The sequence below is a fragment of the Testudinibacter sp. P80/BLE/0925 genome (genome assembly GCF_053570785.1).
The window spans coordinates 265,504-289,794 of record NZ_CM131636.1 but is presented as its reverse complement, the minus strand read 5'-3'; the positions used below and the strand labels follow the sequence as shown (position 1 = coordinate 289,794).

The following is a 24,291-nucleotide window of genomic DNA, read 5'->3' as shown; positions in this document are numbered from 1 at the left end:
ATGTCGAACGAGAAACAACATCATTGCTCTTTTTGCGGCAAAGAACAGCACGAAGTGGAAAAACTGATCGCCGGCGTTGCCGGCTACATTTGCAATGAATGTATCGAAGATTGCTACCATTTGCTGGAAAAAGACGAGCAAGAAAACGCTGCCGCTGAAAGTGCGGTTGAGCCGCTGCAAGACAAGCTGCCGACCCCGCACGAAATCCGCAAACATCTGGACGATTACGTGATCGGGCAGGATCATGCCAAAAAAGTGTTGGCGGTGGCGGTATATAACCACTATAAACGCTTACGCAGCGACATCAAAAGCGATGTCGAGCTGGGCAAAAGCAACATTCTGTTAATCGGTCCGACCGGCAGCGGAAAAACCTTGTTGGCGGAAACGTTGGCAAGAATGCTGAATGTGCCGTTTGCGATGGCGGACGCCACCACCTTGACCGAAGCCGGTTACGTCGGCGAAGATGTGGAGAATATCATTCAAAAATTGCTGCAACGCTGCGATTATAAAGTCGAGCAAGCCGAGCGCGGCATTGTTTATATCGATGAAATCGACAAAATCAGCCGCAAATCGGATAATCCGTCAATCACCCGCGATGTATCCGGCGAAGGCGTACAGCAGGCGTTGCTCAAACTGATTGAAGGCACCACTGCCTCGATTCCGCCGCAAGGAGGCAGAAAGCACCCGCAACAGGAATTTTTGCGCGTCGATACCTCGAAAATCCTGTTTATCTGCGGCGGCGCATTTGCCGGCTTGGATAAAGTGGTCGATCAACGTAACAATGTGAAGAGCGGTATCGGTTTCGGCGCCGAAGTGAAAGGCGAAAAAGACAAAGCCGGGATCAGCGAATTGTTGAAACAGGTGGAACCGGAGGATTTGATTAAATTCGGCTTGATTCCTGAATTTATCGGGCGCTTACCGGTGGTTGCCGCCCTGAGCGAACTGGATGAAGAAGCCTTGATTAAAATTCTGACCGAACCGAAAAATGCGCTGACCAAGCAATATCAGGCGCTGTTCCAACTGGAAGATGTCGATCTGGAATTCACTCAGGGCGCGTTGGTGGCAATGGCGAAAAAAGCCATGAAACGCAAAACCGGCGCCCGTGGTTTACGTTCGATTGTGGAAGCGGTGTTGCTGGATACGATGTATGATCTGCCGTCATTGCATAACCTGCAAAAAGTGCTGATTGATGAGGATGTTATTGCCAAACAACAGCCGCCGAAACTGGAGTATCGGCTGGAACAAGCCAGTTAGCAGCGGTTGAAGCAAGTGCGGTTTTCTACTCCAACGGAAAACCGCACTTTTATTTTAGCTGAGAAATTTTGATCAAAAGGGTAAATAATCCTTGAGATTTCCGCCGAATAACCCAATATAGAGTCCGTTAATTCCCATTTTAGCAACAAGAGAGATAAAGAATGCGTGCAGAACAAACCATACAAACCCATATCCCGGTGTTGCCGCTGCGTGACGTAGTGGTGTTTCCGTTTATGGTGATGCCGTTATTTGTGGGACGGGAAAAATCCATCCGTAGTTTGGAAAAAGCGATGGAAAGCGGCAAACAGTTGTTGCTGGTGGCGCAAAAGCAAGCGGAACAAGAGGATCCGAGCTACGACGATGTTTATTCCGTCGGGACACTGGCAAATATTATTCAATTGCTGAAATTGCCGGACGGTACGGTAAAAGTGCTGGTGGAAGGGCAAAAACGGGCGAAAATCCTCCAATTTCATGATGACGGGCTGCTGATGGCGGATATTGAGATTATCGACAGTGTGAGCGGCGATGAGCAGGAATTGGAAGTGATTCAAAACAGTGCGTTGGAAGAGTTTGATTCCTATGTGCAATTGAATAAAAAAGTCCAGCCGGAAGTGGTGAGCGCCCTACGCGGCATTGATGACTCCGAGCGTTTGAGCGATACCATGTCGGCGCATATGCCGATTGCCTTGGAAAACAAACAGAAATTGTTGGAAAAATACAATGTGGTTGAACGTTTCGAGTTGCTGATTGGCACCATGCAAAGCGAATTGGATATTTTGCAGGTGGAAAAACGGATTCGTGGTCGCGTTAAAAAACAAATGGAAAAAAGCCAACGCGATTACTATTTGAATGAACAGATTAAGGCCATTCAGAAAGAGCTGGGTGAACAAGACAATCATAACGATGAAATCGAACAATTACGCTTGAAAGTCGAAGAAGCCAGAATGCCGATTGAAGTGCGCGAGAAAGCCGAAGCCGAATTACAGAAATTGCGCATGATGTCGCCGATGTCGGCGGAAGCCACCGTGGTGCGCAGTTATGTCGAATGGTTGGTGCAAGTGCCGTGGCATAAACGCAGCAAGGTAAAAAAAGATTTGGCGCGCGCGCAAAAGGTGTTGGATTCCGATCATTACGGCTTAGAACGCGTGAAAGAGCGGATCTTGGAATACCTGGCGGTACAAAGCCGTTTAAATCAAGTCAAAGGTCCGATTTTGTGTTTGGTCGGCCCGCCGGGCGTGGGGAAAACCTCACTCGGACAGTCTATTGCCAATGCGACCGGGCGTAAATACGTGCGCATGGCGTTGGGCGGGGTGCGTGATGAAGCGGAAATTCGCGGACATCGTAAAACCTATATCGGCTCATTGCCGGGCAAACTGATCCAGAAAATGTGTAAAGTCGGGGTGAAAAACCCGCTGTTTTTGTTGGATGAAATCGACAAAATGGCGGCGGATATGCGTGGCGATCCGGCGTCGGCGTTGTTGGAAGTGTTAGATCCGGAACAAAATACCACGTTTAGCGATCACTATTTGGAAGTGGATTATGATTTGTCCGACGTGATGTTCGTTGCCACTTCAAACTCAATGAATATTCCGGCGCCGTTGTTGGATCGGATGGAAGTGATTCGCTTGTCGGGTTACACCGAAGACGAAAAACTCAATATTGCCACCCGCCATTTGGTTGCCAAACAAATGGAACGCAACGGTTTGAAGAAAGGCGAATTGAGCATTGAGGACAGCGCGATTCTCGGCATTATCCGCTTTTATACCCGTGAAGCGGGCGTGCGCTCACTAGAACGGGAAATTTCCAAAATTTGCCGCCGTGCGGTGAAAAATCTGTTATTGGACAAAACGCTGAAATCATTGGTGGTGAATGCCGACAATCTGCATGAGTATTTAGGGGTGAAGCGTTTTGAATACGGCAGGGCCGATACGGAAAATCGTGTGGGCGAAGTCACCGGTTTGGCGTGGACCGAAGTGGGCGGCGATCTGCTGACGATTGAAGCGGCTTCCGTCGCCGGCAAAGGTAAATTGAGCTATACCGGTTCATTGGGCGATGTCATGAAAGAATCAATTCAAGCCGCGATGACGGTGGTGCGTTCAAGAGCGGAACGTTTAGGTATCAATTCCGAGTTCCATGAAAAACGCGATATTCATATCCATGTGCCGGAAGGTGCCACACCGAAAGATGGACCGAGCGCGGGGATTGCAATGTGTACCGCACTTGTCTCCAGCCTGACCGGTAATCCGGTGCGCGCCGATGTGGCAATGACCGGGGAAATCACCCTGCGCGGCAAGGTGTTGCCGATTGGCGGTTTGAAAGAAAAACTGCTGGCGGCACATCGCGGCGGCATTAAATTGGTGCTGATTCCAAAAGATAACGTCAAAGATCTGGAAGAGATTCCGCAAAATGCCAAAGCGGATTTGGATATTCGCGCAGTCGAAACCATCGATGAGGTTTTATCGTTGGCGTTGCAAAATCCGGCGGAAGGCATTCAGTTGGTGACTCCGGCGGTGGCAGAAGTCAAAAAAGCGGTGGTTGCCGGTAAAAAACGCGGCGGCAAGCCGCAACCGTCACAAATCGTGAATTAATCCGTTTAATATCCGAAAAGCCAAATTCTGTCAGTTTTTGGCTTTTTATTTTTTATGTCAAATGGATGAAAAGCCGCGTACGGAGATAATCTATACGTGCATAACGGCGGGCTTTCGCCTATAATTCGGCAATATTTTAAGTTTAGCGACAGGAAAATACATTATGATGGAAAAACTGAGCGGCGGCGTAGGCGGCTGGTTATGGAAAATCATTTTCGGTTTAATTGCGATTTCGTTTGTGCTGGGCGGCGTGGGCACTTATTTAGGTTCGACGGTGAATAACGCGGCGGCAACGGTAAACGGCGAAGAAATTAGCCAGCAAACCTTTCAAAATGCCTATCAGCAACAAAACAGCCAATTCAGCCAAGAGATGGGCTCGCAATTTGCCTTGTTGATGGATTCGCCGGAATTTGAAACTAATTTCAGACGGGATGTGCTCAACGGCTTGATCGATGAAGCCCTGTTGGGACAATATTTGCAATCACTCGGTTTAGCGGTCAGCGATGAACAGATCAAGCGTGCGATTGTCAGCAGTCCGAACTTCCAAAAAGACGGCAAATTCGACAACGAAACCTATCAAAACTTCTTGCATTTTAACCGCATTAGTTCTGACTATTATGCGCAAACCTTGCGTGCGACCATTGCGATGCAACAGTTGCAAAACGGTATATTAGGTTCGGAAACCTTGAGCGAAGAACAGCTGAATCAAATGATTAAACAAATCTTCCAACAACGTGAAGTGCGGTTAACCGCTTTTCCTCTGGCGACGGAAGCGGCAAAACAACAGGTTAGCGAGCAAGAGATTGAACAGTATTATAATGCCAACAAAGCGGCATTTATGGTGCCGGAGTTGGTGAAAGTGGAATATATCGACATCGCGCGCCCTGACGTGGAAAAAAATATTCACGTCGGCGACGTCGAAGTGGCGCAATATTACCAAGACAATAAAGCCCAGTTTAGCGGACGCGGAAGCCAACATTTGGCGCATATCCAAGTTGCCGATCAAGCCTTGGCGCAAGATCTGGCACGGCAATTGCAAAACGGTGCGGATTTCGCCGATTTGGCAAAACAGTATTCGCAGGATAAATTATCGGCGGTCAATGGCGGCGATCTGAGTTGGGCAAATGACGGTTCATTCCCGGAAGCGTTCGAACAAGCGGCGTATGCCACCGAGATTGGCAATGTGAGCCAGCCGGTTAATGTCGATGGCGCTTACCATTTGATTAAAGTGTTAGAGCGGCGCCAAGGCGAAACCTTGCCGCTGGAACAAGTGAAAAGTCAAATTGTGGATACCATCCGCAATGAACTGACTTCGAGCGCGTTCTTCCGTTTGGAAAAACAAGCGGCGGAAAAAGCGTTTGAGAACCAATCTTCGTTGGTAGATGTGGAAAGTGCGGTCGGCAAGAAAGCGCAGCAGACCGATTATTTTTCGCGTCAAGACGTGCCGACCGCACTTAACTTCTCCAATGTGGTGTACAACATTTTCGATACCGATTTATTGCAAGGGGGCATGAATTCGGAAGCGATCAATGTCGGCGATCAGCATTCGGTGATTATACGTGTGATCGATCATAAAGCCGCAGGTACTAAAACCTTGGAAGAAGCTAAAGCCGATATTGAAACCTTGCTGAAACGGCAAAAAGCCGAAAATGTGTTGTTAACGCAAGTGAAAGCCTTGGCGGAACAATTCAACCAAGCGGAAAACAAACAAAATGTGAGTTTGCCGAACGGTATCAGTTTGGCAAGCAATGCGGAAACCGTTGTCTATGCTTCAATGCAAGATCCGCAATTACGCGAGGGCATTTTCTCGATGACAACCGCCGACGGCAAAGCGACGTATAAAGCGGTGCAGGACGGCAAAGGCGATGTCTATCTGGCGGAGTTAGTCAAAGTCAGCGACGGTGTGGCGGAAAACAATCAACAACGTGCGTTAGCGGCAAGTTATTTACAAGCCAAACAGCTGCAAACCTACAACAGTTTGATTCAATCATTGCGCAACCAAGCCGACATTGATATCAATCAGGACTTTATCCAACAGCGCGATCAGTTTTAAAAACCGCACTTTACAACATCAATCCCCGCTTTTTAGTGGGGATTGATGTTGCTGACAAACTTACTTCTCTCCCTCCGCGTGCGGAGGGAGGGAAATTATTCGAGAAAGAGACTTTGTTATCAGCCTGAATTCCCGCTTGTTAACGGGGATTTTTTCCAACAGACTTGCGCATTGTTGCGCTAATTCACTGGTAATTTCCGGTTGATTATGGTATAAAATGCGCCGTTATTCCGAACAGTCGGAATGGCATTATGATTAACTAAGACTTCACACACATATCATACACTGTCAGTCGGGGTGCCAAACGGTCGATGCGACAGGATATGTGGAGGCTAAACCCCAATTATATAAGGAATTATTATGGCACAAGTTTCAATGCGCGATATGCTGCAAGCAGGCGTACATTTCGGTCACCAAACCCGTTACTGGAATCCAAAAATGAAATCTTACATTTTCGGACCACGCAACGGCGTTCATATCATCAACTTGGAAAAAACCGTTCCGATGTTCAACGAAGCCTTGGTTGAGTTGACTCGCATTGCGGGCAACAACGGTAAAGTATTGTTTGTCGGTACCAAACGTGCGGCAACTGAAGCGGTAAAAGAAGCGGCATTAAGCTGTAACCAATACTTTGTAAACCACCGCTGGTTAGGTGGTATGCTGACTAACTGGAAAACCGTTCGTCAGTCAATCAAACGTTTAAAAGATTTGGAAGCGCAATCTCAAGACGGCACTTTTGAAAAATTAACCAAAAAAGAAGCGTTAATGCGTGCGCGTGAAATGGAAAAACTGGAATTAAGTTTAGGCGGAATCAAAAATATGTCCGGTTTGCCGGATGCGATTTTTGTTATCGCTGCCGATCACGAACACATTGCAATCAAAGAAGCCAACAACTTGGGTATTCCGGTATTTGCGGTTGTGGATACCAACACTAACCCGGATGGCGTGGATTACATTATCCCGGGTAACGATGATGCGGCGCGTGCGATTCAATTATACTTGAGCGCGGCAGCGGCGGCGGTCAACGAAGGTCGTGCGCAGTCTAACCCAACCGTAACAGAAGAAAGCTTTGTCGAAGCGGAAGCAGCCGTAGAAGCAGCAGCTGAATAATGTTATCGGTAATAAGGCTGTTTGCCCTTATTAACCACACAAATTAATTGGTTAGCAGGGGGCTTTATGTTCCCTGCTTTTTTATTCAAAGTGCGCTTGTTTTACAATAGGTTGCACGGACAAGAGGATTAAAAAATGGCTGATATTACAGCGGCATTGGTAAAAGAACTGCGTGAGCGTACCGGCGCAGGTATGATGGAATGTAAAAAAGCCTTGGTTGAAACCAATGGCGACATCGAATTAGCAATCGATAACATGCGTAAATCCGGTCAGGCGAAAGCGGCGAAAAAAGCCGGTCGTGTCGCGGCGGAAGGCGTTATCTTGGCGCGTGTCGACGGCGGTTACGGTGTGTTGGTTGAAATGAACTGCGAAACGGACTTCGTTGCCAAAGATGCCGGTTTCTTGGCATTGGCAAATAAAGTTGCCGACGCTGCATTGGCTGGCAAAATCACCGATGTCGACGTGTTGAAAGCGCAATTTGAAGAAGAGCGCGCGACACTGGTTGCGAAAATCGGTGAGAACATGAATATCCGCCGTGTGGCTGCCATCGGCGGCGATGTGGTTGGTTCTTACTTGCACGGTGCGAAAATCGGCGTATTGGTTGCGGCAACTAACGCAAACGAAGAATTGGTTAAACAAATCGCAATGCACGTTGCGGCAAGCCGTCCTGAATTCGTGAAACCGGAAGATGTATCTGCCGACGTTGTGGCTAAAGAGCGCGAAATCCAAGTGGCTATCGCCATGGAATCCGGTAAACCGCGTGAAATCGCAGAAAAAATGGTCGAAGGTCGTATGAAGAAATTCACCGGCGAAGTTTCTCTGACCGGTCAACCGTTTGTGATGGATCCGTCTAAATCTGTCGGCGAATTGTTGAAAGAAAAAGGTGCTGACGTTTCCGGCTTTATCCGTTTTGAAGTGGGTGAAGGAATCGAGAAAGTCGAAACCGACTTTGCTGCTGAAGTCGCAGCGATGCAAAAAGTATAATCAATCGAAAAGGCGAGGTAACTCGCCTTTTTAATGAATGTTATTCAGTCAAAAATGGTTATTAAATTATTGTACAATACGATAATTTCATCAGCATTTTAAACACAGCGAGGAACAGAAAATGAGCAAGCAACCGGCATATAAACGTGTGTTATTAAAATTAAGCGGTGAAGCCCTGCAAGGTGACGAAGGCTTCGGAATTGATGCGTCGGTGTTAGATCGCATGGCGTTGGAAATCAAAGAGCTGGTTGAGTTAGATGTACAAGTTGCTTTAGTTATCGGTGGCGGTAACTTATTCCGTGGCGCAAAACTGGCAAAAGCCGGTATGAACCGTGTGGTCGGCGACCATATGGGGATGTTGGCGACGGTGATGAACGGTTTGGCAATGCGTGATTCGCTGCACCGTGCCGATATCAATGCCAAGCTGATGTCGGCATTCCCGTTGAACGGCGTGTGTGATACCTATAGCTGGGCACAGGCGATCCGCTTGTTAAACCAAGGGCAGGTGGTGATTTTCTCCGCCGGTACCGGCAATCCGTTTTTTACCACCGATTCCGCCGCTTGTTTGCGTGGGATTGAAATCGAAGCGGATGCGGTGCTGAAAGCGACCAAGGTGGACGGTGTGTATGATTGTGATCCGGCAAAAAATCCCGATGCCAATTTATACCGCACTTTGAGCTATCAAGACGTGTTGGAAAAAGAGTTGCAAGTGATGGATTTGGCGGCGTTCACCCTCGCACGGGATCACAATATGCCGATCCGCGTGTTCAATATGAATAAACCGGGCGCGTTAAAACGCGTGATTCTAGGCGAGCCGGAAGGCACGTTAATTTGCCACGAATCTTGATTTGTCGGGCAGAATAGGTTAAAAATAGCCGTTTACGGAACATTGATAAAAAAGAAAGGAAAACAGCGTGATTAACGAAATTAAACAAGATGCCGAACAACGCATGGAAAAAAGCATTGAAGCCTTCAAGAGCCAAATTTCCAAAATCAGAACCGGACGTGCGCACCCGAGCCTGTTAGACGGCATTCAGGTGGAATACTACGGTTCGGCCACGCCGTTGCGCCAGCTTGCCAACGTGGTGGCGGAAGATGCGCGCACCTTAGCGGTGAGCGTGTTTGACCGCTCTTTGATTCAAGCGGTGGAGAAAGCGATTCTGACTTCGGATTTAGGTTTGAATCCGTCTTCCGCAGGTACGACTATTCGCGTGCCGTTGCCGCCATTGACCGAAGAACGCCGTCGTGATTTGACCAAAATCGTGCGCGGTGAAGCCGAGCAGGCGAAAGTGGCGGTGCGTAATATTCGCCGCGATGCCAATGATCAAATTAAGGCGTTGTTGAAAGACAAAGAGATCAGCGAAGATGATGAGCGCAAAGCACAGGACGTAATTCAAAAACTGACCGATGCCTATGTGAAGAAAGTCGATGAGGCGTTGGCAGAAAAAGAAAAAGAGCTGATGGAATTTTAATTCGGTTTAAGGCTTAATTTTCATCAAAGTGCGGTTGTCATAGGCTTGATAACCGCACTTTTGGTTTTGGCTATTTCTCAAACGATGGTATTTTGCTATCGTATTTCGCCGATGGCGACTTACTTTTCTTTGCTCGTGCAAAGAAAAGATAAGCAAAAGAAACACGCCCCTATTGTGCTGCTAATCCTCGCTTAGTGTGAATTTGCTTAACGGAAAATTTTTAATTCGCCCGCGTTGCGGGCAGACTCGCTTCGCTCAAACAAAAAAATTTCCCTACAAATTTCACACACGCTCGGGCAGCTCAGAAGGGGAAAATAAATGCAACGTTTTCAGCAACTAATCGATATGATTAGACTGCGACTATTTAATTCAATACGGTGATCTATGCAACAAAATATTGTGATTCTTGGTTCGACCGGTTCGATCGGTAAAAGCACGTTGTCGGTGATTGAACACAATCCTGAAAAATACCGCGCGTTTGCGTTGGTTGGCGGGCGCAATGCCGAGCTGATGGCACGGCAATGCCATGAATTTCAACCGCACTTTGCCGTGATGGCGGATAACGCCGCGGCGAAGCAGCTTAAACAGTGGTTAAGCGAAAGTGCGGTCAAAACAGAAGTGTTGAGCGGCGAGCAGGCGATTTGTGAAATTGCGGCACACCCTGAGGTGGACAGCGTGATGGCGGCGATTGTCGGTGCGGCAGGATTGCGTTCGACTTTGGCGGCAATTCAAGCCGGCAAGCGCGTGTTGCTGGCGAATAAAGAATCGTTGGTCACCTGCGGACAACTGTTTATTGATGAAGTGGCGAAATCAGGCGCAACCTTATTGCCGGTCGATAGCGAACATAACGCCATTTTCCAAGCCTTGCCACAGATTGAACAGCAACGGATCGGGCATTGCCGATTGCACGCAAGCGGTATTGATCGCATTATTCTGACCGGTTCGGGCGGGCCGTTTCGCCATACCGCACTTGCCGATTTTGCCGCGATCACGCCGGCGCAAGCGGTGGCGCACCCGAATTGGTCGATGGGGCATAAAATTTCGGTCGACTCCGCCACCATGATGAACAAAGGCTTGGAATATATCGAAGCCCGTTGGTTGTTTAACGCTTCCGCCGAGCAGATGGAAATTATTATCCATCCGCAGTCGATTATTCATTCGATGGTGCGTTACCGCGACGGCAGTGTGCTGGCTCAAATGGGCAACCCCGATATGCGCACCCCGATTGCACACAGCATGGCGTATCCTGACCGCACTTTTGCCGGCGTTGCGCCGTTAGATTTCTTTAAAATCAAAGAATTAACCTTTATCGAGCCGGATTATCAGCGTTATCCCAACTTAAAACTGGCAATCGACGGCTTTGCCGCCGGACAATATGCCACCACTGCGATGAATGCCGCCAACGAAATTGCGGTTGCGGCATTTTTGCAAGGGAAAATCCGTTTTAGCGAGATCGAGCGTGTTAATCGGCAAACGGTGGAACAATTTCCGGCTTCCGCAATCAAACAGATAGAGGATGTGTTTGACATCGATCGTCAGGCGCGTCGCTCGGCACAACAGTTGGTTCGGGAATTGATTTAACTTTTTTAGTTATTTCCGGCTTGTGATATAGTGAGTCGATTATTTTTAACGAGCTATTTTTAGCGGATCATTGACAGATAACAACATGAACGAAACGCCAAACTCAGTACAGTCGGCTAATTTGCCAAAACACGTTGCCATTATTATGGACGGCAACGGACGTTGGGCGAAAGAAAAGGGCAAATTGCGCCTGGTCGGGCATAGAAACGGGGTTAAGGCGGTGCGCAAAAGCGTCTCTTTTGCCGCGCGGCAAGGCATTCAATCACTGACGTTATATGCGTTCAGCAGCGAAAATTGGAACAGACCGCAAAGCGAAGTCAATGGTTTGATGGAGCTGTTTATGTTGGCGTTGAAACGGGAAGTCGGCAAGCTGCATAAAAATAACATCAAGTTGCAGATTTTGGGCGATGTCAGCCAATTCGGTGCGTCGTTACGGAAAAAAATTGCCGAAGCGCAAGCATTGACAGCCGATAACAGCGGTATGATTTTGAATATCGCCGCCAATTACGGCGGGCAGTGGGATATTGTGCAAGCGGCACAAGCGTTGGCGCAACAGGTCAAGTGCGGTCAATTGCAACCGGAACAGATTACGCCGAGTGTATTTGAGCAACAGTTGGTGACGGCGCAGCAGTCGCCGGTCGATTTGTTGATCCGCACCAGTGGCGAACAGCGAATCAGTAATTTCTTACTCTGGCAGGCGGCGTATGCCGAACTGTATTTTACCCCGGTGTTGTGGCCGGATTTTGACGAAGCGGAATTTGCCAAAGCCTTGAACGCCTTTCAACAGCGTGAGCGGCGCTTTGGCGGCAGTTGATTAAGAAACAATAGAACAGAAAAAGAGGATATTTGCGTGTTGAAACAGCGTATTTTATCGGCAGTCATTTTATTGGCATTGGTGATGGTCGCCTTGTTATGGTTTTCCCCTTATGCCTTTGCCTTAACCGTCGCGGCGATTGTGGTGTTGGGTGTGTGGGAATGGTGTCAATTTGCCAAACATAATAATGACATCTGGCGTTGGCTGATTACCGCACTTGCTGCTTGCGGTTTGTTTGTGGTGATTTTTTCCGCCCGCTACCAAATTAATGCCGGGATTATTTTAACCGCCAATACCGCATGGTTGTTGCTCGCTGCGTTAGTCTGGTGGGCGGTGGCATTTCTCCTCGTTGTCAGCTATCCCAACGCCAGCCAATATTGGCAGAAACCGCGTTTGTTACAGCTGATTTTCGGCTTTTTCACGCTAATGCCGTTCTTACTGGCGCTGTTGGCTTTGCGTTTGTACCATTATAACCAAAATCCGTATGAAGGCTTATTGCTGTTGCTGTATGTTTTAGTGTTGGTGTGGAGCACCGATACCGGTGCCTATTTTTGCGGCAAAGCCTTTGGCAAACATAAACTTGCGCCGAAAGTCTCGCCGGGCAAAACCTGGCAGGGAGCGATTGGCGGCGTGTTGACCGCACTTGTGGTCGGGGTGCTGTTTGTGCAATTGTCACCGGCGGATTTTGTGCTACGTGAACTTTCGTTGCCGCTGTTATTGGCGATCTCATTCGGCACGGTGGCGGTCTCGATTTTGGGCGATTTAACCGAAAGCATGTTTAAACGCCAAGCCGGAATCAAAGACAGCAGCCAGCTGATTCCGGGGCATGGCGGTGTGCTCGATCGGATTGACAGCCTGACCGCGGCACTGCCGTTTTTCTGTGCGCTGTTTTATTTTTGTCTATAAGGAAAAGTCTTGATGACATCATTGTGGTATCTGTTTGCGTTTTTGATTGCGATCAGCGTCTTGGTGTTTGTGCATGAGTACGGGCATTTTTGGGCGGCGCGTAAGTGCGGAATCAAGGTGTTGCGTTTTTCTATCGGTTTCGGCAAAGTGCTGTGGAGTAAAACCGATAAGCACGGTACGGAATTTGCTTTTTCGCTGATTCCGCTCGGCGGTTATGTCAAAATGCTCGACAGCAAGGCCGACGATGTGCCGCCGCAATTGAGCGCGCAAGATTACGGCAGCAAATCAGTGGCGCAGCGGGCGTTTGTGATCGCTGCCGGGCCACTGGCGAATTTCTTGTTTGCCATTGCCGTCTATTGGGTGATCTATTTGGTTGGCGTGCCGACAGTCAAGCCGGTGATCGGTTATGTCGAGCCGGATTCGATAGCAGCTAAAGCCGGTTTAGCGCCAAATATGCAAATCTTGGCAGTGGACGGCAAAGCGGTGCAGGACTGGACGAATGTCAATATGTTGCTGACCACCAAAGTCGGCACAAGTGCGGTCGAATTACGTGTTGCCGAATTTGGGCAACCGCAGCAGGCGGCACAACAGAAACGCCTGGATTTAACCGCATGGCAATACGAACCGCAGCAGCAAACCGCCTTTACCGCACTTGGCATCGTGCCGAAAAGCGGCGAAGTGAAGCTGATCGTCTCGAAAGTCAGTGAAAACTCACCGGCGCAGTTGGCGGGTTTGCAAGTCGGCGATCAGATTTTACAGGTTAACGGACAGGAAATCGCTTGGCGCGAATTGGTTGCTTTAATCCAAAGCAGTTTAGCACGCCCACTTGAATTTTTAATTGAACGGGCACCAAACCAAGCGCCGATTTTGTTGTCTATTACTCCGAGGGCAAATAAAGAAGGTCGTGCCGTGATCGGTTTCTCGCCGACTTTTGAGCCGTTGCCGCAAGAGTACCGCACCGAATTAAAATATGATATTCTAACCGCCTTGCAACAAGGATTTGAAAAAACGTTAGAATTAAGCACGGTGCTGATTAAGCTTTTAGGCAAATTACTCAGCGGCGATATTTCGTTGAGCAATATCGGCGGTCCGATTTCGATTGCGCAAGGCGCGGGGATTTCGCTGGACAGCGGTTTGGTTTATTACCTCGGTTTTATGGCATTGATTAGCGTAAACCTCGGGATTATGAATTTGTTTCCGTTGCCGGTGTTGGACGGCGGGCGTCTGCTGTTTTTGGCGGCTGAAGCGGTGCGCGGCCGTCCGCTGAGTGATCGGGTCATAGATTCGTTTTTCCGAATCGGCGCCGCACTACTGTTGGCGTTGACGCTTTTTGCGGTCTTTAATGATATTATACGTTTTATTTAATTTTACAGAGCTTATTGAACAGGAAAACCACCATGAAAAAACTTCTAATGACCGGTTTGCTTCTAAGTAGCGGCGGCGTATTGGCAGCGCCTTTTACCGTACAGGATATCCGTGTTGAAGGCACCGATCCGGTAACCGCCAATAATATTATCGCAGGGCTGCCGGTTAAAGTCGGACAACGTGCAACGGATCAGGATCTTTCCCAGATTGTCCGCAGTCTGTTTTTACGTGGTGGTTATGAAAATGTGGAGGCGCTGCGTGAGGGCAATGCTTTGGTATTGCGGATCCAAGCCCGTCCTTATATCAGCTCGTTGGACATTGAAGGCAACAAACAGATCCCGAAAGATGCGTTGGAAAGCAATTTGCGTGAGAATGGCATTGCCAAAGGCGAAATTTTGGAGCGTGACAAACTTGCCTCTTTCCGTCAGGAGCTGCTGAATTATTATCATTCCGTCGGTTATCCGAATGCGGAAGTCAATACGGTGGTCGATGATTTGGGACAAGGGCGTGCCGCACTGAAATTAGAAATCAAAGAAAATGATGCGGCGTTGGTCAAAGCGATTAATTTTAACGGTAATAATGACTTCAGTGACAGTAAATTATTGGATCAAATTGAAATTCAGCCGGATGTCTCTTGGTGGAACATTTTTTCCAGCAGCCGTTTTTCCGAACCGAAATACCAAAAAGACTTAACCGCTTTGCGTGATTTCTACCTGAACCAAGGCTATGCCAAATTCAGAATCGTGGATAGCGACGTGCAATACAGCGATGATAAAAAAGACATCACGCTTAATTTGACGCTGGACGAAGGCGAAAAATATACCATTAATGATGTGCGGATTATCGGTGATACCGCCGGTATGAGTGCGGATTTAAACCGGTTGCTAGTGAATATTAAGCGCGGCGAGCAATTCCGCGGCAATACGGTCAGAACCATTGAAGACGGCATTAAAAACACGTTAGGTGCGCGTGGCTATGCCAACCCGCAAATTAATATTCAGCCGGAATTTAATGATGCGGAACATACCGTTGATTTGATCGTGGTGGTGGATGCCGGTCGCCGTTATTATGTCCGCTCGGTGCGTTTTGAAGGCAACGATGTCAGCGCCGATTCTACTTTACGCCAAGAAATGCGCCAGCAGGAAGGGACTTGGTTGTCCACCGCGCTAATCGAGCAAGGCAAATACCGTTTGGAAAGAACCGGTTTTTATGAAACCGTGGAAACCGAAACCTTGGCGGTACCGGGGGTCGATGACCAACTGGATGTGTTATATAAAGTCAAAGAACGCAATACCGGCAGCATTAACTTCGGGATCGGTTTTGGTTCCGAGAGCGGTCTCAGTTATCAAGCCAGTGTGAAGCAAGACAACTTCTTGGGCATGGGGTCATCAGTCAGCTTGTCCGGGGTGAAAAACAAATATGCGACCAGTATCAATTTAGGCTATAACGAACCGTACTTCACCCGTGACGGCGTGAGTCTGGGCGGCAATGTTTTCTATGATACCTATGACTATAAAAACAGTGATACCACCGCGTCTTATGCGCGTACCAGTTATGGAATCAACGGTACGCTGGGCTTCCCGGTCAATGAAAACAATTCCTACTATTTAGGCGTTGGCTATGTGCACAATAAACTGAAAAACATGTATCCGGAATATAACCGTGCGCGTTATTTGCGTTCGATGGGCGTTGATGATTGGAAAATCAAGAGCGATGATTTTGAATTTAGCTTCGGTTGGAATTATAGCAGCCTGAACCGCGGTTTCTTACCGACCAGCGGTAGCCGCGCCAGTATCGGCGGGAAAGTGACCATTCCGGGATCGGATAACAAATATTATAAATTGAGTGCCGATTTCTCAACTTACCAACCGTTAAACTATGATCAAACTTGGGTTTTATCCGGCCGGGCAAGCCTGTCTTATGCCAACGGTTTTGGCGGTAAGAAATTACCGTTCTACCAAAATTACAGCGCCGGTGGTATCGGCAGCCTGCGTGGTTTTGCTTACGGTGCGGTCGGACCGCGTGCGATTTATAATACCCGGCCTGGCGCGGCGGTTAATGCGCCGGCCAGCAGTTATGACAATATCAACTATGATGTCGTCGGTGGTAATGCAATGGCGACCGCCAGTGTCGAATTGATTATGCCAACGCCGTTCGTCAGTGATAAAAACCAGAACTCGGTCAGAACATCGTTGTTTGTTGACGCAGCCAGTGTATGGAATACCGAGTGGAACAAAGATAAAGCCAAATTATTTACCCAAGGCAATGTGCCGCAACGTATTGTCGATTATAGTGATCCGAGCCGGGTACGGGCTTCTGCCGGGTTGGCGTTCCAATGGAACTCGCCAATCGGACCATTGGTATTCTCGTATGCCAAACCGCTCAAAAAATATGACGGCGATGAAATCGAACAATTCCAGTTCAGTATTGGCGGTAGTTTCTAAGCAGTAAATTAACTGGCAAATTTAGATAAATCGGCGGAGTATTCCGGTATTCCGCCAACATTAATCAATTAAGGATATCTCTCATGAAAAAAGCATTAAAAATCGCAGGTCTTTCTTTGGCATTGGCGTTCACTTCTTCTTTGGCAACGGCAGCGGAAAATATCGCCTTTATCAATTCAGCGTATTTGTTCCAAAATCACCCGGATCGTGATGCGGCGGCGGCGAAAATCGATGCGGAGCTGAAAGAGCCGGCAGAAAAATTACAAGCCAGTGAAAAAGCGATTGTGGCGAAAATCGAAGCGTTGCAAAAAGAAGCACCGAAATTGCGTGCTGCCGACATTCAAAAACGCGAAGATGAAATCAATAAAATGCGTGACGCTTATCAAAAACAAGCGGAAGAATTGCAAATCAAAAATGATGAATTGCAATATCAAGAGCGTGCCAAATTATTGGCGGGCATTCAAACCGCGACCAATGAAATCGCCGCCAAAGCCAATTACAGCTATGTGATCGATGCCAATGCCGTCGTTTATGCCGCGGCCGGTAAAGATATTACCGAAGAAGTGTTAAGAGCAATTAAACCGGCGGCTGCCGCTGAAGCCAAAAAATAATCCGGAGATTTATGGCACAGTACCTATTACAACAACTCGCCGCGCATGTCGGCGGGGAATTGCGCGGCAACCCTGAAAGTGCGGTAGAGAGTATCGCCGCCTTGAATAAAGCCGAGCCGAATCAGCTGAGTTTTATCTCAAATGCGAAATTTCGTGAGTTATTGGCAGATTCCAAAGCAGGCTGTCTATTGGTCAGCGCGCAGGACGTTGCTTTTTGTCATGCCGACAGTAATCTGATTATTGTCAAAGATCCTTATACCGCTTATGCCTTGATTGCGCAGCTAATGGACGCTACGCCGCGGGCGGCTAGCGGGATTAGCCAAAGTGCGGTAGTCTCGGCTTCGGCAGTGTTGGGCAAAAATGTGGCAATCGGTGCGCATGCCGTGATTGAGGATGGGGTCGAATTAGGCGATAATGTCGTGATCGGTGCAGGCTGCTTTATTGGTAAAAACAGTAAAATCGGTGCCGGTACCCAGCTGTGGGCGAATGTAACAATCTATCATGAAGTGGAAATCGGACAGGATTGTTTGATTCAGTCTTCCGCCGTTATCGGCAGCGACGGCTTCGGTTATGCCAATGATAAAGGCAAATGGATTAAAATTCCGCAGCGCGGGCAAGTGATTATCGGCAACCGGGTTGAAATCGGCGCCTGTACTTGTATCGATCGCGGCGCATTAGATGCCACGGTGATCGAAGATAATGTGATTATCGACAACCTGTGTCAAATCGCGCATAACGTGCACATCGGCACCGGAACGGCGGTTGCCGGCGGTGTGATTATGGCGGGCAGTTTGACCGTGGGGAAATACTGTTTAATCGGCGGTGCCAGCGTACTGAATGGACATATGGAAATTTGCGACGGGGTGACGGTGACCGGCATGGGCATGGTTATGCGCCCGATTACCGAACCGGGGGTTTATTCTTCCGGCATTCCGTTGCAAACCAATAAAGAGTGGCGTAAAACGGCGGCATTAACCATGAATATCAGTGAAATGAACCGGCGTTTAAAAGCATTGGAACGAAATCAAGGCAAATCATAAGCGATAACACAACATAATTTTGCCGTCCGTCGTTTGTGACGGCATGGGTACAATACTAAGGGAACTAAAATCGTGACAACTGAAAACAATCAAACCGATTCGCAGGCTAAAGAAGCGAAAATTGTCGATATTAATGAAATCATGCAGTTATTACCGCACCGCTATCCGTTTTTATTAGTGGATAGAGTGATTGATTTTGAGGAAGGCAAATGGCTGAAAGCCGTGAAGAATGTCACGGTCAATGAGCCTTGTTTTACCGGGCACTTTCCACAGAAACCGATTTTTCCGGGCGTATTGATTTTGGAAGCGATGGCACAGGCGACCGGCGTATTGGCATTCAAAACCCTTGAATTACCGAAAGACGAACTGTTTTATTTCGCCGCAATTGACAATGCCCGTTTCAAACGCCCGGTCGAGCCGGGTGATCAAATGATTTTGGAAGTGCACTTTATCAAAGAACGCCGTGGCGTCACCCGTTTTACCGGGGTCGCAACAGTAGACGGAAAAGTGGTGTGCGAAGCGGAATTGATGTGCGCGCGTCGTCCGATGTAAATTTATCAGCCTAAGTAGGATCGAAGATGATTAATCCAAGTGCGAAAATTCATAGCTCGGCTATTGTCGAAGAAGGCGCCAAAATCGGTGCCGATGTTATTGTAGGTCCTTTTTGTATTATCGGGGCGGATGTTGAAATCGGTGATCGTAGCGTGTTGCACTCCCACGTGGTGGTGCGCGGACACACCAAAATCGGGCGTGACAATCAGATATTCCAATTTGCCAGCATTGGCGAAGTGAATCAGGACTTGAAATATGCCGGAGAACCGACCAAAACCATTATCGGCGATCGTAATCGTATTCGCGAAAGCGTGACCATTCATCGCGGCACCGTGCAAGGCGGCGGGGTCACCCGTGTCGGCGATGACAATTTACTGATGATCAATACCCACATCGCCCACGATTGCCAAATTAAGAACCGTTGCATTTTGGCCAACAACGCCACGCTGGCGGGGCATGTTGAACTGGATGATTTTGTGATTGTCGGCGGCATGTCGGCAATTCACCAATTTGTGGTGATCGGCGCACACGTGATGTTAGGCGGTGGTTCGATGGTCAGTCAAGATGTGCCGCCGTATGTGATGGCACAAGGCAACCATGCACAGCCGTTCGGTGTCAATTTGGAAGGCTTGAAACGCCGTGGCTTCGATAAACCGGCAATGCACGCGATCCGTAATGTATATAAGCTGATCTATCGTAGCGGGAAAACGTTGGAAGAAGTCATTCCTGAAATTGAACGGATTGCCGAAACCGAAGCGGCAGTGAGCTTCTTCCTGTCGTTCTTTAAACGTTCGACCCGAGGGATTATTCGTTAGCCGAGGGTAAGGCATGGCGTCTGCTTACGCATTAACGTTCCCCGCGGGGGCTTAACAACCGATCATATAAACCGCACTTTGAGTTAAAGTGCGGTTATTTTTTAAGGAAAAAAACAATGCTGCCGGAAAAACACACACCATTGATTGCCTTAGTCGCCGGGGAGGTGTCGGGTGATATTCTCGGCGCAGGGTTAATCAAACAGCTGCGCCAAATTTATCCTAACGCCCGTTTTATAGGCATTGCCGGTGAGCAAATGAAAGCGCAAGGGGCGGAAAGCTATTTTGAGATGGAAGAGCTGGCGGTGATGGGCTTGGTGGAAGTGTTGAAACACCTGCCGCGTTTGCTGAAAATCCGTAAACAGTTGATTCAAAACCTCTTGGCGGCAAAACCGGATATTTTTATCGGCATTGACGCTCCGGATTTTAATCTCGGGGTGGAAAAAATCTTGAAGCAACACGGGATTAAAACCATTCATTATGTCAGCCCGTCGGTGTGGGCGTGGCGGCAAAGGCGGATTTTCAAAATCGCCAAAGCCACCAATTTGGTGCTGGCATTTTTACCGTTTGAAAAAGCCTTTTACGATCGCTTCAATGTGCCGTGCCGTTTTATCGGGCATACCATGGCGGACGCGATTCCCCTTGAAATCGACCATACACAAGCCTGCACACAGCTACAACTTGATCCAAGCCAGCGTTATTTGGCGATCTTGCCCGGCAGTCGTGGTTCGGAGTTGGAGTTTCTCAGCGAACCCTTTTTGCAAACCGCACTTTTACTTAAACAACGCTTTCCCGAGGTGCAATTTTTAGTGCCGCTGATTAACGCCAAACGCCGTGCGCAGTTTGAAAGCGTGAAACAACGCATTGCGCCAGAGTTGGAAATGCACTTGCTTGATGGACAGGCGCGATTAGCAATGCAAGCGGCGAGCGCAACCTTGCTCGCATCCGGCACGGCGGCGTTGGAGTGTATGCTGTGCAAATCGCCGATGGTGGTCGGTTATCGCATGAAACCACTGACTTATTGGCTGGCGCAACGTTTGGTGAAAACCAAGTATATTTCGCTACCGAATTTGTTGGCGGACGAGATGTTAGTGCCGGAGCTGATCCAAGACCAATGCAATCCGCAGCGTTTGACAGAGGAATTGGCGGTCTATTTTGACGATAGCGCAGCGGCACAACAGCGCACGTTGGCGTTAAAACAGCGGTTTGTCGAGTTACATCAACAAATCCGTTGTAATGCGGATCAACAAGCGGCACAAGCGGTGGTCGAGGTGTTAAATGGCACAGTTTGATTATCCGCAAAATGTCGGGTTGATCGCAGGCGTTGATGAAGTCGGGCGCGGACCGTTAATCGGTGCGGTGGTGACGGCGGCGGTGATTCTTGATCCGAATAAACCAATTGCCGGTTTAGCCGATTCGAAAAAATTATCCGAGAAAAAACGGCTGTTACTTGCCGAAGAAATCAAAGCTCATGCACTTGCTTGGGCGTTAGGCAGAGCCGAGCCGGAAGAGATCGATCAACTCAACATTCTACAAGCCAGCCTGCTTGCGATGCAAAGAGCGGTTGCGGCATTGCCGATCCAACCGCACTTTGTGTTGGTGGACGGCAACAAATTGCCAAAACTGGCAATGCCGACGCAAGCGGTGGTGAAGGGCGACAGTTTGGTGGCGGAGATCAGTGCCGCCTCGATTTTGGCAAAAGTAGCACGCGATCAGGAAATGGCAGCGTTGGATCAGCACTATCCGCATTATGGATTGGCACAACACAAAGGCTACCCGACCGCACTTCACCTTGAAAAACTGCAACAATATGGCGTTTTGCCGCAACACCGCAAAAGTTTTGCACCGGTGAGAAAACGGTTAGAGCAATAGATCTAAAGTAGGGGCGGATTGTATATCCGCCCGTTTACGAAGTGAGATATAAGCATTTAATCTATAATTGAAAAATGCAAAGTGCGGTTCGGGCGGATATACAATCCGCCCTTACTTTTCTCATTGAAATCAGCAGCATTTACTGCCGATAAGTACTCAAGAAGCGTTCGATTTTATTAATCGCATCTTCCAGTTGGGTGACATACGGCAGGGTGACGATGCGGAAGTGATCCGGTTGATGCCAGTTAAAACCGCGACCATGTACGATCAACACTTTTTCTTGGCGTAGCAGATCCAACACCATTTTTTCATCGTCATACAAATTGAATTTTTTCATATCCAATTTCGGGAACAGATAGAGTGCCCCCATCGGTTTGACGCAACTGACGCCCGGGATTTGGTTCAACATCTCATAGGCGAGATTACGTTGTTCCAGTAAGCGTCCGTTCGGTAAAATCAACTCATTAATGCTTTGATAACCGCCAAGTGCGGTTTGGATCGCATGTTGCATTGGCACGTTGGCACACAAGCGCATGGAAGCCATCATATCCAGCCCTTCGATATAACCCTTCGCCTTATCTTTCGGACCGTTTAAGATCATCCAGCCTTGGCGGAAGCCGCAACTGCGATAGGCTTTGGATAAGCTGTTAATGGTAATGGTCAATAAATCCGGCGCCAGGGCGGCGATATGGTGGTGTACCGCACCGTCGTAGAGAATTTTGTCATACACTTCGTCGGCAAAAATCAGCAAGTTGTGTTGGCGCGCCACTTCGGCGATGTCTAACAACACCGCTTTGCTATACACCGCACCGGTCGGGTTGTTCGGGTTAATCAACACAATCGCTTTGGTGCGCGAAGTCACTTTGCTTTTAATATCGTCGATATCCGGAAACCAATCCGCTTGTTCATCACAGAGATAATGCACCGCTTTACCGCCGGACAGGGTCACCGCCGCCGTCCACAGCGGATAATCCGGCATTGGCACCAGCACTTCGTCGCCGTCGTTCAGCAATGCCTGCATTGACATGGTGATCAATTCCGAACCGCCGTTGCCGATATAAACGTCGTTTACGGTTGTCTCTTTCACGCCTTTTGATTGGTAATATTGCACCACCGCTTTGCGTGCGGAGTACAGACCTTTCGATTCGCAATAACCTTGTGCGGTCGGCAGGTTGCGGATAATATCGACCAGCACTTCGTCCGGTGCGTCAAAGCCGAACGGTGCGGTGTTGCCGATATTCAGTTTTAAAATTTTGTGCCCTTCTTCTTCCAAGCGCACCGCTTCTTTGTGCACTTTGCCGCGAATGTCGTAACAGACGTGTTCCAATTTATCGGATTTCGGAAATATATCCATGTTGAACCTTTGATTTCAATAGCTGAATAGTGAATTTGTTTACTCTACGCCGATTTGCGAAAAATGAAAAGATTTCGGTCAATATTTCTTTTAAAGTGCGGTAGAATTACTGTTTTCGAGCTTGATAAGGCGGCTCGTTTTAAATGAAAAGGTCATTGAAGATAATGGACTGTTGGCAACAGCTAAAACAACAATTATTACAACGGTTGAACAATCACCACTTTACCTCCGCGGGATTAACGCAGTACCGCTTTTGTCTCCGCTTATCCCCGACTGACGGTAATCTGTTAGCGTGGTTGAAAGGGCAAACGCAGTATCCGCGCTTTTTTTGGCAGGCGCGCGGCGAGCAACGCCAAGCGGTTGCGCTTGGGCAAGTGCAAGCATTTAATCAGCTTGCGGCGGCACAGCAGTTTTTAACACAGCATTCGGAGCTGCCGTTACAGTTGGTCGGCGGCTTAACCTTCGAGGGGGACGCGCACTTTTATTTGCCGCGTTTATCTTTGCAACTTGAGGGCGAACAGCTGCAAATCACGTTGACCCTGACGGAAAAGGATACGCCAAGTGCGGTACGGGATTTTATTCACCGCTTGGATTCCGCCCGGCCGCTGCAAGCGATCAGCGCGCAGCTCAGTCTCAGCGAGCAAAGTTATAGCCAAGACCAATGGCAGGATCTGGTCGCACAATCGCTCTGTTATATCGAACAAGGGCGGTTTACCAAAGTGGTGTTGGCGCAACAAAAACAGTATCAGTTGAGCGAAAGCGTTGATCCGTGCGATTTATTGGCGCAAGCGTGCGCGCAGCAGGCGGATTGTTACTACTTTTTATGGGCGCAATCGCCGCAAGCCGCTTTCTTGGGGGTCAGCCCCGAACGGTTGTATCAACGGCAACAGCAGCAATTATCCACCGAAGCCTTAGCCGGAACGGCAGAGAGCGGCGGCGATCAGCAGCAAAATCGGCAACAGCAGCAATGGCTGTTACAAGACGGCAAAAATATTCATGAAAACTGGTTAGTGGTGGAAGATATTTGCGCCAAGTTGTCCAATTTAAGCCGGCATTTGGATATTGACCAGTTAAGCAGTCGCCGTTTGAATTATGTACAACATTTGGTGCGCAATATCGGCGCAAAATTGCACGCCGAGGTGAATGATCAGGCCTGTTTAAGTGCGATCCACCCGAGTGCGGCGGTCGGCGGCTTACCGTCGGCGGCGGCATTGGCATTTATCGCCGAACGGCAAAATTTCAAGCGTAACTGGTATGCCGGGACGCTCGGGCTGATGTCGTTGGCGCAGAGCGAATTTTGCGTGGCAATTCGCTCCGCTTTATTGACCAAAGACGTGCAGAATCAAGATAAAATTGCGATTTTCGCCGGCGCAGGTATTGTTGCCGGTTCTGTTCCCTTGCTAGAATGGCAAGAAATCGAAAGAAAAGCCGCCGGAATTCTCTCCCTGTTTCCGGCACAAGCAAGAGGTGAAAAATAAA

The 24,291-nt window shown here is 48.6% G+C and carries 20 protein-coding genes; 19 read left to right on the top strand and 1 reads right to left on the bottom strand.

The genetic code is table 11. From position 1 onward, the window contains the following. The 18 genes from clpX (at nt 1) to rnhB (ending at nt 21,458) form a co-directional block, all read left to right on the top strand. A complete protein-coding gene (clpX, locus tag ACWA5Z_RS01360) occupies nt 1-1,254 on the top strand; it encodes an ATP-dependent protease ATP-binding subunit ClpX (protein WP_431053551.1) in 1,254 nt (417 codons plus the stop codon). A 161-nt stretch (nt 1,255-1,415) separates the two neighbouring features. Further along, entirely contained in the window at nt 1,416-3,842 is a 2,427-nt protein-coding gene (lon, locus tag ACWA5Z_RS01355; RefSeq protein WP_431053550.1) for an endopeptidase La, read from the top strand. Nucleotides 3,843-4,005: 163 nt separating this feature from the next. Then, on the top strand, nt 4,006-5,895 hold the full coding sequence (locus ACWA5Z_RS01350; RefSeq protein ID WP_431053549.1) for a SurA N-terminal domain-containing protein: 1,890 nt from the start codon (nt 4,006-4,008) through the stop codon (nt 5,893-5,895). 360 nt (nt 5,896-6,255) lie between these two features. Then, nucleotides 6,256-7,005 (top strand): 30S ribosomal protein S2, encoded by a 750-nt coding sequence (rpsB, locus tag ACWA5Z_RS01345; protein ID WP_431053548.1) that lies wholly within the window; start codon nt 6,256-6,258, stop codon nt 7,003-7,005. A 135-nt stretch (nt 7,006-7,140) separates the two neighbouring features. Then, nucleotides 7,141-7,989, top strand: coding sequence for a translation elongation factor Ts (tsf, locus tag ACWA5Z_RS01340; RefSeq protein ID WP_431053547.1), 849 nt, complete (start codon nt 7,141-7,143; stop codon nt 7,987-7,989). A gap of 121 nt (nt 7,990-8,110) precedes the next feature. Then, on the top strand, nt 8,111-8,836 hold the full coding sequence (gene pyrH / locus ACWA5Z_RS01335; protein WP_431053546.1) for a UMP kinase: 726 nt from the start codon (nt 8,111-8,113) through the stop codon (nt 8,834-8,836). Between the two features lie 67 nt (nt 8,837-8,903). Continuing rightward, a complete protein-coding gene (gene frr / locus ACWA5Z_RS01330) occupies nt 8,904-9,461 on the top strand; it encodes a ribosome recycling factor (RefSeq protein WP_431053545.1) in 558 nt (185 codons plus the stop codon). Nucleotides 9,462-9,845: 384 nt separating this feature from the next. Then, the gene (ispC, locus tag ACWA5Z_RS01325) at nt 9,846-11,042 is read left to right on the top strand and encodes a 1-deoxy-D-xylulose-5-phosphate reductoisomerase (protein WP_431053544.1); all 1,197 of its coding nucleotides are present in this window, start codon (nt 9,846-9,848) and stop codon (nt 11,040-11,042) included. A gap of 85 nt (nt 11,043-11,127) precedes the next feature. Further along, complete coding sequence (uppS, locus tag ACWA5Z_RS01320; protein ID WP_431053543.1) at nt 11,128-11,856, top strand: polyprenyl diphosphate synthase; 729 nt, start codon at nt 11,128-11,130, stop codon at nt 11,854-11,856. A 36-nt stretch (nt 11,857-11,892) separates the two neighbouring features. After that, nucleotides 11,893-12,762 carry a phosphatidate cytidylyltransferase gene (locus ACWA5Z_RS01315; protein WP_431053542.1) on the top strand — a complete coding sequence of 290 codons (870 nt, stop codon included), beginning with the start codon at nt 11,893-11,895 and terminating at the stop codon, nt 12,760-12,762. A 12-nt stretch (nt 12,763-12,774) separates the two neighbouring features. Next, nucleotides 12,775-14,127: a sigma E protease regulator RseP gene (gene rseP, locus ACWA5Z_RS01310; protein ID WP_431053541.1), complete on the top strand. Its 1,353-nt coding sequence runs from the start codon at nt 12,775-12,777 to the stop codon at nt 14,125-14,127. Between the two features lie 32 nt (nt 14,128-14,159). Further along, on the top strand, nt 14,160-16,571 hold the full coding sequence (gene bamA / locus ACWA5Z_RS01305; protein ID WP_431053540.1) for an outer membrane protein assembly factor BamA: 2,412 nt from the start codon (nt 14,160-14,162) through the stop codon (nt 16,569-16,571). A gap of 83 nt (nt 16,572-16,654) precedes the next feature. Continuing rightward, complete coding sequence (locus ACWA5Z_RS01300; protein ID WP_431053539.1) at nt 16,655-17,182, top strand: OmpH family outer membrane protein; 528 nt, start codon at nt 16,655-16,657, stop codon at nt 17,180-17,182. Between the two features lie 11 nt (nt 17,183-17,193). After that, nucleotides 17,194-18,222 (top strand): UDP-3-O-(3-hydroxymyristoyl)glucosamine N-acyltransferase, encoded by a 1,029-nt coding sequence (gene lpxD, locus ACWA5Z_RS01295; protein WP_431053538.1) that lies wholly within the window; start codon nt 17,194-17,196, stop codon nt 18,220-18,222. Between the two features lie 141 nt (nt 18,223-18,363). Further along, the gene (gene fabZ, locus ACWA5Z_RS01290) at nt 18,364-18,774 is read left to right on the top strand and encodes a 3-hydroxyacyl-ACP dehydratase FabZ (protein WP_132966435.1); all 411 of its coding nucleotides are present in this window, start codon (nt 18,364-18,366) and stop codon (nt 18,772-18,774) included. Nucleotides 18,775-18,800: 26 nt separating this feature from the next. Beyond that, a complete protein-coding gene (gene lpxA / locus ACWA5Z_RS01285; protein WP_431053536.1) occupies nt 18,801-19,589 on the top strand; it encodes an acyl-ACP--UDP-N-acetylglucosamine O-acyltransferase in 789 nt (262 codons plus the stop codon). 116 nt (nt 19,590-19,705) lie between these two features. Next, a complete protein-coding gene (gene lpxB, locus ACWA5Z_RS01280; protein WP_431053535.1) occupies nt 19,706-20,878 on the top strand; it encodes a lipid-A-disaccharide synthase in 1,173 nt (390 codons plus the stop codon). After that, nucleotides 20,865-21,458 carry a ribonuclease HII gene (gene rnhB / locus ACWA5Z_RS01275; protein WP_431053534.1) on the top strand — a complete coding sequence of 198 codons (594 nt, stop codon included), beginning with the start codon at nt 20,865-20,867 and terminating at the stop codon, nt 21,456-21,458. The genes lpxB and rnhB overlap by 14 nt, the downstream gene beginning before the upstream one ends. 139 nt (nt 21,459-21,597) lie before the next feature. On the opposite strand, the gene ACWA5Z_RS01270 is transcribed toward rnhB, so the two are convergent. After that, nucleotides 21,598-22,812, bottom strand: a complete 1,215-nt coding sequence (locus ACWA5Z_RS01270) for a pyridoxal phosphate-dependent aminotransferase (protein WP_431053533.1) — start codon at nt 22,810-22,812, stop codon at nt 21,598-21,600. Between the two features lie 164 nt (nt 22,813-22,976). Between ACWA5Z_RS01270 and ACWA5Z_RS01265 the strand changes: the two genes are divergently transcribed. Beyond that, nucleotides 22,977-24,290 carry an isochorismate synthase gene (locus tag ACWA5Z_RS01265; protein ID WP_431053532.1) on the top strand — a complete coding sequence of 438 codons (1,314 nt, stop codon included), beginning with the start codon at nt 22,977-22,979 and terminating at the stop codon, nt 24,288-24,290. The last annotated feature ends 1 nt before the right edge of the window (nt 24,291 follow it).